We start from the raw sequence: 10509 nt of genomic DNA on the forward strand, positions 1-10509 counted from the left end.
CGGACGCCGGAACGGAACCGAAGGAACGGAGACCACAAGATGAACACCGAGGGCGTGCGCACGATCGGCATCCTGGGCGCGGGCAAGGTCGGGACCGTACTGGCCCGGCTGGCCCTGGCCGCGGGCCACCGCGTGCTGATCGCGGGCTCGGGCGACCCCGCCGCCATCGCGCTCACGGTGGAGGTCCTCACCCCGGGCGCGGTCGCGGTCACCGCCGCCGAGGCCGCGGCCCGGGCCGACCTCGCGGTCCTCGCCCTGCCCCTGGGCAAGTACCGCACCGTCCCGGCCGAGGAGCTGCGCGGCAAGCTCGTGATCGACGCGATGAACTACTGGTGGGAGGTCGACGGCATACGTGACGACCTCACCGATCCGCGTACGTCCTCGAGCGAGACCGTCCAGGCGTTCCTGCCGGATTCTCGGGTGGTGAAGGCGTTCAACCACATGGGCTACCACGACCTGGAGGACGGGGCCCGGCCCGGCGGGACGCCCGGCCGCAAGGCGATCGCCATCGCCGGCGACGACCCCGACGACCTCGCCGAGGTCGCCGGCCTGGTGGACGCGCTCGGCTTTGAGCCCGTCGTGGCCGGCCCCCTCGCCGAGGGCGTCCGCCTGGAACCGGGCACCGAGCCCTTCGGCGCCAACGTCGACAGCGGCGAACTGCGGGCCATGCTCGGCCGCTTCCCGGAGACCGACCGCGGACGCAGCGTCGCGGCGGCGCGGGCGTAGACGGCCGGGGACCTGCGGGCCCGGACGGGAGGCGATGACCTCCCGCCCGGGCCCGGCGCTGTCGGACCCCCATGGCAGGATCCGCGTATGGATCTCGACACCGTGTTCGCCGAACTGGACCGCGTCGCCTGGGCGGAACTGCACCATGCCTACGGTCCCGCCGGTGATGTCCCCGCCCTGCTGCGGGCGTTGACCTCCCAGGATCAGGAGACGGCGGAGGAGGCCGAGCAGGAGCTGTGGGGCAGCCTCGTGCACCAGGGCACGGTGTACCGGGCGACGGTCGCGGCCGTGCCTTTCCTGGCGCGTCTCGCGGTGGCGGGGGTGCGCCGCGGGGAGTTGCTGGGCATGGTGGGCGCCGTCGCCGAGAGCACGGACGAGCACGATCCGCAGCGGCCGGGCGCCGCGCGTGCGGCGGTCGTCGCGCAACTTCCGCTGCTGCTGCCCCTGTTGTCGGACACCGACCCCGAGGTGCGGCAGTGCGCGGCCTGGGCGCTCGCCCAGTGCGGGCCGGAGGCCGGGCCGGACGCGCGGGTGGCGTTGCGGCGGCGTTGGGAGACGGAGACCGATCCGACGGTGCGGGCGGACGTGCTGACCGCGTGTGCCGCCGTCGACCGGGGCGCGGCGCAGGAGCTGTGTGCGGCCGCGCTGCGGGCGACGGAGTCCCCGCGGGTGCGGGTGGCGGCTCTGCTGGCGATCGTGGACACCGGTCAGCCGTGGGGCGGCGACGCGGCCGCCGCCGTCGCGGAGTTGTCGCCGCTGGAACCGCACACCGTGGGCGGCCAGTGGGAACGGGAAGCGCTGGAGTCCCTGGTCATCGGACTGCACGGGCGGGGCGACGTCGGGGCGGCGATCGACGTCGCCGTCTCGGCGCTCGACCGCGCGGTGGAGGCCGTACGCGCCGGTGCCGACCCCAAGGAGTCCGCCGGGGAGGCGACCTGGGCGGCGGAGTGCCTCGCGCTGCGTTCCCGTAGCGCCCCGGCACGGCTGCTGCCCGCGATGCTGCCGCTGCTCGACCACCCGGACACCGCGGGCGCCGTCATCGACGCGATACGCGACTGGTCCGTACCCGCGCCCCAGGCCGTGGCCCCGCTGGTCCGCCTCGCCGAAGGGGCGGGCGAGCACGCCGACCGGGCCCTGGCCGCCCTGGTGTGGCTGGGTGCCCCCGAGGCGGCGAACCTCCTCGCCCGGCACTTCGAGGACCGGCCACGGGCTCTCGAAGCGGCCTTCCGCCGCACCACGCTGAAGCCTCCGGCCCCGCTACCGTGCACCCCGGCGCTGCTCGACGCCGTCCGGGCCCGGCTCGCGGCCCGGACCGCCGGCGCCGCGACGTCCGGCCCACGGCAGTCACCGGTGGCGGGCGGCCTCGCCACCGTCAACGAGCCGGTCCACCTCGCGGGCCTCCTGGTGGGTTGGGGACCGTCGGCTCGCGCCGCACTGCCCGAACTGGTCGACGCCCTCCCGCATCACCCGTTCGCGGTCAGCAGGGCGCTCGCCGCCGTCGCCGACGCCGGGCGCGACCCGGACGTGGTCGCCGCGCTGCGTGCCCGCGCCGGGACCGGATCCCCGTCGGACCGTCAGGCGGCAGCCGCCGCGCTCCACTCCTTGACGGGCGACGCCGCCGCCCTGCTCGCCGTGCTGGAGCCGGCCCTCGACGAGCCGAACGGCAGACGCGACCATTGCGTCGGTGCCGTCGCGTCGCTCGGCGAACAGGCGCGTCCGCTGCTGCCCCGTCTCCGGACGCTGCTGGCCGAACCGGTGGAGAACCGTTCCACGGTCCCCTCGGTCGAGGCGGCGCTGACGGCGGCCACCGCGGCCTGGGAACTGACGGGTGATCGGGAGACCGTGCTGCCCGTCGTCCTGGAGGGCCTGAGCTGGACCGAGCAGCCCTGGGGCGACCGGGTCGCCGAGCGGGCAGCCGAGGCCGCCGCCCTCGTCGGGCCCGCCGCGCGGCCGGCCGAGCCACGGTTGCTGGCGATGCTCGACCGCCCGGACACGGCCGCGGCCGCCGTGAGTGCGCTGGCGGCCCTGCACCCCGGCAGCGACCGCCCGGCCGGCGTCCCGCTCACGGAACTCGTCGACCGTGTCCTCCCCTCGCTCGAGCCGGGTGCGTATCTCAACTCCGCGCTCGCCGCGCTGAAGACCCTGGCCGCCCTCGGCCCCACCGCGTTCACGGCCGCCCAGCTCGACCGGATACGCCGGCTCGCCGACGGGGAGCGCCGCATCGTGGGATCCGGCGTTCAGATCGACATCATCCGCGGCGACGAGGAGTTCCGCGGTGCCGCCCGTGACGTCCTGGCGGGTCTGACGCGCTGAACGTCCCTTCCGCGGACCGACTGCGGACCGCACCACGGGACTCACACGAACATCGACAACGGCAGGAGCAGCAGGAGGGCGACGACCGAGGCCACGGAGACACCGAGCGTGCAGCTCTTGAGCGTGCCGCGGGTGGTCTGGCCCATCAGCGACTGCAGCAGCCAGAAGGTGTTGCTCGTGACGTGCACCGCGAACAGCGAGCCCGCGCCTATGGCCAGCGCCACCAGCACCGGGTCGAGGCCGAGGCCGGGTGCGATCGGGGCGAGGATGCCGGCCGTGGTGATCGCGGAGATGGTGACGGAGCCGACGGCGAGGTGGAGTGCGGCGGCGACGGCCCAGACCAGCAGCAGCGGTGCGACGTGCCCGCCGGTGGTGAAGGAGCCGCGCAGGATGCCGCCGAGGCCGGACGCCCCCACGACGGCGGCGAGCGAGCCGCCCACCGCGGTCAGGATGAGGATCTGGCCACTGTCCTTGAAGCCGCGGACCAGGGCGCCTTCCACCCGTTCGCGGCCCACGGTGAACCGCGCGACGAGCAGCGTGCCGATGAGCCCGGTGAGCAGTGCCACCACGGGGCTGGAGACGAAGGACAGCACCGGGTTGCGGGTGTGGGTGGCCTGGGCGACCGCGCCGCCGCCGATCATCAACAGGGCGGTCACCAGCGGGGCGAACCGTACGAGCAGCCACGGGCCCTTCTCCTCGCCGCCCTGGAGCGCAGCCCCCACGGGCGTGGTCCGCAGCCCCGGCGCGGGGCGGTGCCTGAAGGGGCGGCCGGTCCCGGGCCCGGCACGTCCCGGCGTGGGGGCGCCGCCGACCACGGCGACGGCCGGGACGGGGTGGACCCGCGCCGCGTCGGCCTTGCGAGTCGTCGCCGGCTCCGGCTCCCGCCCCGGCTCCGGTTGCCGTGCCGCAGGGGCGGCCGGTCCGGGGGCGAAGGCGGCGTCCTCGTCGGTGGCGCTGTTCCACAGCCCGCGCCGGAACAGGAAGGACATGATCGTGACCGAGACGAGGACCGTGGGGACGATCAGCACCAGGCCCCACAACAGCATCGTGCCCAGGGGCACGTGGAGCAGCGCGGCCAGGGCCAGCGCTCCGACGCCGGGCACCATGAGGACGATGCCGCTCTCGAGGCCGATCGCCAGTGCGGCGCCCATGCGGGCCGAGCCGAGCGGGCCGATCTTGCGGGAGGCGGTGCGGGCGAGCGGTGCGCAGATGACCAGGAGTACGTCCAGGTAGATGGCCTGCAGCAGGGTGCCGATGGTGAGGGCCATGGAGTGCGGGAGCCGCCGGGGGCCGAAGACGCGGAGCAGGCGGTCGACGAGCTGCTCGACGGCGCCCATCTCCTGGAGGACCGCGCCCATGAGGACGCCGAAGGCGATCAGCAGGCCGACCTCCGCCATGATGTCGCCGAAGCCGGTGGTGATGGTCCTGATGGTCCGGGCCACCCCCAGGCCGGTCGCGAGGCCCAGGTAGAGCGACCCCACCACCAGGGAGATCACCGGGTTCACGCGGAAGCGGACGATCAGTACGACGATGCCGGCGATCGCGACGGCGGTGTTGGCCAGTACCGGGACTTCGGACATCCGCGCTCCCTTGCACACACGGCGCCGGGGAGGCGAGTTCGGGCAGGCGCCCCATCGCGGTGCGGAAGCGGGCTCGTCCATGACCGGCTCTGAGTGAGACGGCGACTCATCATGAGGGTACTCCCCCGGTTCGGCGCATGCACACGCATGCTCCGGACACCCGATTCCGGGCAGGAAAGAGCACGTCTCACCCGCTGAGAGGAACATATGGGACTTATTGACGCGAGCTCCCTTGGCCCACATCATGGAAGTGGACATCACCATATGGGTCTGTGAGGTGATGGCAGATGCCCGAACCCTTCGAACAGGACAGCGAAGCGCCGTCCGGTCCTCTCACGGGGCTGCGCGTCCTGGAGCTGGGCAATTTCATCGCCGCCCCGTCCGCCGGCCGTCTCATGGCGGACTTCGGCGCCGACGTCGTCAAGGTCGAACGGCCGCGCGTCGGGGACGAGCTGCGCCGCTGGCGGCTGCACGAGGGCGACACCTCCCTGCTCTTCCGCGCGATGAACCGCAGCAAGCGCTCCGTCACGCTCGACCTGCGGCGCCCGGAGGGCCGCGAGGTGGCCCTGGCCCTGATCGCCCGCGCCGACGTGGTGCTGGAGAACTTCCGCCCGGGCACGCTCGAACGCTGGGACCTCGGCCCCGAGCGCATGCGGGAGGTCAACCCCTCGGTGATCCTGGTCCGCATCTCCGGGTACGGCCAGACCGGGCCCTATCGCGACCGCCCCGGCTTCGGCGGCGTGGCGGAGGCCGTCGGCGGACTGCGCCACCTCACCGGCGACCCCGACCGCCCCCCGACCCGGGTGGGCATCAGCCTCGCCGACTCCGTGGCCGGTCTGTACGCCGTCGCAGGCGCCCTGGCCGCGCTCCACCGCCGCGCCGCGACCGGGCGCGGGGAGGTCGTGGACGTCGCCCTGTACGAGGCGGTGTACTCCCTGATGGAGTCCCTGACCCCCGACCACGACGCCTTCGGCGTCGAACGGGAACGTGCCGGCGGCGCCCTGCCCGGCGCCGCGCCGTCCAACACGTACGAGTGCCGGGACGGCGTGTCCGTGGTGATCAGCGGCAACGGCGACGCGGTCTTCAAGCGCCTGGCGGGCGTCATCGGCAGGCCCGAACTGGCCGACGACCCGCGCCTGGCCGACAACGCGGGCCGCGTGCGGCACGCCGCCGAACTGGACGCCGCGATATCGGCCTGGACCGGCCGGCTGCCGTACGAGGAGGTCCTGCAGCGGCTGGAGGAGGGCGAGATCCCGTCCGGCCCGATCTACACCGCGGCCGAGATCGCCAAGGACCCGCACTTCGCGGCGCGCGGCATGCTCGAACGGCACCGTGTGGCCATCGCCCCCGGATGGCACCAGGACGTGGCCTTCCCCGGCGTCGTCCCGAAGCTGGCCGAGGCGCCCGGCGGCACACGCTGGCTCGGCCCGGACCTGGGTGAGCACACCGACGCCGTCCTCGCCGAACTGGGCATCGGGGCGGACCGCCGCGCCGAACTGCGCGCGCGGGGGGTGGTGTGAGATGACCGCCACGCCCGACCAGGTGGTGATCACCGATGTGCTGCTCCGCGACGGGCTGCAGAACGAGCCCGCCGTGCTCCCCCTCGTCGACAAGCTGCGGCTGGCCTACGGGCTGCTGGAGGCCGGGCTGCCCTCGCTGGAGATCGGTTCCTTCGTCAACCCGGAGAAGGTTCCGCAGATGGCCGGCACCGACCGGCTGGTGGCCCGGCTGCGGCCCGGGGAGTCCGCGCTGCTGCACACCCTGGTGTTCAACGAACGCGGCGCGCGCCGGGCGATCGCGGCCGGGGCACGCGACGTACGGCTCACCGTCTCGGCGAGCGACGGCCACAGCCGCGCCAACGCCGGGGTGCCGCGCGAGCAGGCGCTGGAACGCCTGCTGCCCGCGGTGGAGGTGCTCAAGGCGTACCGGGTGCGGCTGGAGGCCACCATCGCGACCGCCTTCCTCTGTCCCTTCGACGGGGAGACGGACCCGCGCACCGTGGTGGAACTGGCCCGGCGGCTCGACGGTTTCGGCATCCGCGTGCTGCATCTCGCCGACACCATCGGCGCGGCCAGCCCCTGGCACATCCGGCGCACCGTCACCGCCGTCCGCGACGCGCTGCCCGAACTCCCCCTCGGCCTACACCTGCACAACACGTACGGGATGGCGTCCGCCGACGTCTGGGAGGCGCTGCGCCTGGGCGTACGGCGCTTCGACGCGGCGCTCGGCGGCATCGGCGGCTGCCCGTTCGCCCCCGGCGCCGCGGGGAACCTGGGGACGGACGACCTGGTCAACCTCTGCCACCACGCGGGCATCGCCACCGGGGTCGACGTCCGCCGTCTCACCGCGCTGCGCGAGGAGTTGCGGGTGCTGCTCGGGCACCGGCTCGACTCCGCGCTGTCCGCGGTGCCGGCCGCGCCCGTGCCGCTGCGCACCCGGGTCGCGCCGGCTGACGTACGGTGAGTCCTCGTACGGGAAGGGCCCGGCCAGGGCCGGAAGGACGCGGTGATGCGCATGGGCGGGAAGGCGGGGACCGCGCCGCTGCTGGTCCTGCAGAAGATCCGCCAGATCCTGGAGTGCTTCACCATCGAGCGCCCCGAGCTCAACCTCCAGGAGATCACCCGGGCCACCGGCCTCCCGGCGAGCACCTGCCAGCGCCTGGTGCACAACCTGCTGCGGGAGGGCTTCCTCGACCGTGACGGGGACACCTACCGCATCGGCCTGCACTTCGTGCAGTGGGCGGCGCCGGGGACCTTCGGCCTGGACATGGTGCGCCTGACCCGGCCCGCCCTGCGGCGGCTGCGGGACAGGACCGGGGAGACCGCCTGCCTCTACGTCCGCGACGGCGCCCATCGCACCGTGGTGTCGCTGGCCGAGGCCCACCACGTGGTGATGCGGATGTTCGCGGTGGGCATGGTGATGTCCCTGCACGCGGGCTCGGCCGGGAAGGTCTTCATGGCCTTCGACCCCACCGCCCGCCGGGACGCGGTCGGCCACGGCCTCACCCGGCACACCCCGCGCACCGTGGTGGACATCGACCTCCTGGACGACCAGTTGGAGGAGATCCGCCGCAACGGCTTCTCCGCCTCATTCGAGGAACGCGACATCGGCGCCGCGTCCATCAGTGCCCCGGTCTTCGGCAGCACCGGCGAGTTGGCGGCCGCCCTGGGCATCGGCGCGCCGACGCAGCGGCTGACCCCGGCCGACGTCGGCCGGCTCGCCCCGTGCGTCGTCGAGGCCGCCGAGGAGGCCTCCCGCTGTCTCGGCTACCGCCCCGGCATCCGGGGCGACGGCACCGCGCGCTGACGGCCCGGCACAAGGGAACGGCCAGGACGGCCGGGGGAGCCGGACGCCGGCCCTCAGATGTCCTCGCCGATGTCGTCGTGGCGGCAGACGAAGCGGGTCCGGCCGTCCTCCACGTGGTAGAGGAACCATCCGCCGTCCTGCCCGGTCTCCAGGAACTGGGACTGGCTCTCGTAGCTGAGGCGGCGGGTGATGCCCTGCCAGGGGGCGCGCAGGAGCTCCGCGCGCAGTGACTCGCGGTCGTCGCCGGTCCGGGCGGCGAGGCCGTGTGCGGCGAAGCGGACGGCATCGTAGGCCTCGGCGGCCCAGGGCGCCGGGTCGCTGCGGTGGCGGGTGCGGTACGCGGTGGCGAACGCGCGGGTCCGGGGGTCCGCGGAGGCGTCGTCGTAGGCCGTGCCGATCCACCAGCCCTCGGCTTCGCGGAGGAAGGACGCGGAGAGCACGTTCTCGTCGGCGACCCGGACGCCGCGGTGACCGGCGGTGCGCAGGGCCTTGGCGCAGGCGGCGGCGCGGGCGGGGGTGACGCCGGCGAAGAGGACGGCGTCGTCGGGGCGGGCGGCGATGGTGTGCGCGGCGGCGGTGAAGCCCTTGCCCGCGGCCACTTCCAGGACGTCGACGGTGCCGTCGAGCTTGCCGTGGACGGTGACGATCTGGACGGTGGGCAGGCCCTCCTCCTCGTCGGCGAGGTCGTGGACGACGACCGTGCGCGAGGGCCGGACGACGCGGTTGAGGTAGCGCACCACGGCGCCGGGTCCGGCGGTGCGGGTGGGGCGCAGCACGAGGGCGGTGGTCGTGTGGACGACGTTGAGCTGCTCGGTGTCGGCGCGGGTCACCAGCAGGCAGACGCCGGCCTCGGTGCAGACCGGTACGGCCGCGGGTGACCTGTACCCCGAGCACGTACGAGGGCTCGGCGGCGGCAGCCGGCTTCTGTTCGGGGTCGTCGCGTCCCGCGGCCCACAGCGCCGCCCCCGAGCCGCCGCCCGCCAGCAGCAGCGCCCCTCCGACGGCCAGCAGCCGCCGCCGGGACGTGAGCCGCTGCCGCGGCGCCGACGGCGTGTCGCCGGGCTCGTCCACCACGGTGGGTTCGACGGCCGGCAGGGCGAGGCTCTCGGCGGAGCGTGCGGCGACCGTGCGGGCCACCGCGTCCGGCAGCCAGGCCGGGGGCGACGCGATGGCGCCCTCGGGGACACCGACTTCCGGGACGGTTCCTTCCGGGGCGGCGTCCCCGGGGCCGTCCTCGGAGAGCCGCCGCCGCAGCTCCTGCGGAGTGGGCCGGGCCTGCGGGTCCTTGGCCAGGCAGGCGTCGAGGACCTCGCGCAGCTCGCCGGTGACCCCGTCGAGGTCGGGCTCGTCGTGGACGGTCCGGTAGAGCAGGGCGTCGGGGGTGCCGGTGCCGAACGGCGGGCGGCCGGTGGCGGCGTAAGCGAGCACGCAGCCCAGGGCGAACACGTCACCGGCGGGGCCGGCTTGCTCTCCGCGGGCCTGTTCGGGCGAGAGGAATCCGGGGGTGCCGATCACCAGGCCCGAAGCGGTGAGCGCGGTGTCGTCCGCGGCGCGTGCGATGCCGAAGTCGATCAGCCGGGGGCCGTTGACGGCCAGCAGCACGTTGCCCGGCTTGACGTCGCGGTGGACCAGACCGGCCTCGTGCACGGCGGCCAGGGCCTCGCCCAGCAGGGCCCCGAGGACCCGCAGCGCGGACGGCGGCAGGGGGCCGTGCTCGGCCACCGCCTCGCCGAGCGAGGGGCCGGGCACGAACGCGGTGGCCAGCCACGGCTCGTGCGCCGCGGCGTCGGCACCGAGCACGGGGACCACCCAGGGGCTCTCCACACGCGCCGCGAGCTGCGCCTCCCGCGCGAACCGGGCGCGGAACTCGTCGTCGGTGGCGCTCTCCGCCCGGATCACCTTCACCGCGGCCAGCGCGCCCGCCTCGGAGCGCCCCAGGTACACCACGCCCATGCCGCCGGCGCCGAGCCGCCGCAGCAGCCGGAAGCCCCCGACGGACGCCGGGTCGGTCGGACGCATCGGCTCACTCATCGCCCGCACCCTCCGCTTCGTCGCCGGACACCCCGGCCTTCTTCGCCCGCACGGCGCCGAGCCGGTCGATGTCGGCGGTGACGTACGTGACCCCGGCCAGCGCGGCCTGTGTGACCTTCGACTTCTCGGCCTCATCGGCGCCGGCTGCGTGGCGCACGGTCGCCGCCACCGTCACCGGGCCGAGCCGGTGCTTGAACCAGTCGAAGCGGCGGGGTTCCCCGTCGCCGTCCACCACGTACTCGCCGAACTCGATGAGGTCGTCGTCGGACGTGGCGTTCCGCTGCTCGTCGTACGGGTCGCCCCGCGAGGCCATGCCCCGCACCCACTCCGTCGCGTTCAGCTGCTACTTGGGGCAGCGCAGGGGTTCCTCAAGCGACACCGCCATGTCCCGGCGCGCGCCGACCACCGAGCTGTGCACGGTGACCGTCAGGGACACTTGACATCCTCTCCGCCCTAAAGGACTCCGTTGGGAAAGTCGTAAATCGGCTCTCGGGAGCGGGTCATGCCGCAAGGGTGAGGCGTGCGAGATGGGAGACGCGAGTGGTGCCGAGTG

At 74.6% G+C, this 10509-nt stretch carries 8 protein-coding genes and 1 pseudogene; 5 read left to right on the forward strand and 4 right to left on the reverse strand.

What is annotated here, in order from left to right; all coding sequences use genetic code 11:
- The first annotated feature begins 39 nt into the window (after positions 1-39).
- Together ACFV3E_RS37595 and ACFV3E_RS37600 are read left to right on the forward strand one after the other, a co-directional pair.
- Entirely contained in the window at positions 40-726 is a 687-nt protein-coding gene (locus ACFV3E_RS37595; protein WP_500539614.1) for an NADPH-dependent F420 reductase, read from the forward strand.
- An 87-nt stretch (positions 727-813) separates the two neighbouring features.
- Positions 814-3039: a HEAT repeat domain-containing protein gene (locus tag ACFV3E_RS37600; RefSeq protein ID WP_500539616.1), complete on the forward strand. Its 2226-nt coding sequence runs from the start codon at positions 814-816 to the stop codon at positions 3037-3039.
- A gap of 41 nt (positions 3040-3080) precedes the next feature.
- Here the strand turns inward: ACFV3E_RS37600 and ACFV3E_RS37605 are convergent, their stop codons facing one another.
- The gene (locus ACFV3E_RS37605; protein WP_500539618.1) at positions 3081-4619 is read right to left on the reverse strand and encodes a GntP family permease; all 1539 of its coding nucleotides are present in this window, start codon (positions 4617-4619) and stop codon (positions 3081-3083) included.
- 287 nt (positions 4620-4906) lie between these two features.
- Between ACFV3E_RS37605 and ACFV3E_RS37610 the strand changes: the two genes are divergently transcribed.
- Genes ACFV3E_RS37610 through ACFV3E_RS37620 form a run of 3 tightly spaced genes read left to right on the forward strand, consistent with a single transcriptional unit; the run spans position 4907 to position 7925 of the window.
- Complete coding sequence (locus tag ACFV3E_RS37610) at positions 4907-6139, forward strand: CaiB/BaiF CoA transferase family protein (RefSeq protein WP_500539620.1); 1233 nt, start codon at positions 4907-4909, stop codon at positions 6137-6139.
- A 1-nt stretch (position 6140) separates the two neighbouring features.
- Complete coding sequence (locus ACFV3E_RS37615) at positions 6141-7082, forward strand: hydroxymethylglutaryl-CoA lyase (protein ID WP_500539622.1); 942 nt, start codon at positions 6141-6143, stop codon at positions 7080-7082.
- Between the two features lie 45 nt (positions 7083-7127).
- On the forward strand, positions 7128-7925 hold the full coding sequence (locus ACFV3E_RS37620) for an IclR family transcriptional regulator (RefSeq protein WP_500539624.1): 798 nt from the start codon (positions 7128-7130) through the stop codon (positions 7923-7925).
- 53 nt (positions 7926-7978) lie between these two features.
- On the opposite strand, the gene ACFV3E_RS37625 is transcribed toward ACFV3E_RS37620, so the two are convergent.
- The 3 genes and pseudogenes from ACFV3E_RS37625 to ACFV3E_RS37635 form a co-directional block, all read right to left on the reverse strand.
- The gene (locus ACFV3E_RS37625; RefSeq protein WP_500539626.1) at positions 7979-8755 is read right to left on the reverse strand and encodes an ABC transporter substrate-binding protein; all 777 of its coding nucleotides are present in this window, start codon (positions 8753-8755) and stop codon (positions 7979-7981) included.
- A 199-nt stretch (positions 8756-8954) separates the two neighbouring features.
- Positions 8955-9956, reverse strand: a pseudogene (locus ACFV3E_RS37630) (serine/threonine-protein kinase); the annotation flags it as partial.
- Positions 9949-10269, reverse strand: coding sequence for a hypothetical protein (locus ACFV3E_RS37635; protein WP_500539628.1), 321 nt, complete (start codon positions 10267-10269; stop codon positions 9949-9951). The gene ACFV3E_RS37635 and the pseudogene ACFV3E_RS37630, both read right to left, overlap by 8 nt.
- Positions 10270-10509: the final 240 nt, after the last annotated feature.

This window comes from Streptomyces sp. NPDC059718, assembly GCF_042733315.1.
Lineage (GTDB): Bacteria > Actinomycetota > Actinomycetes > Streptomycetales > Streptomycetaceae > Actinacidiphila.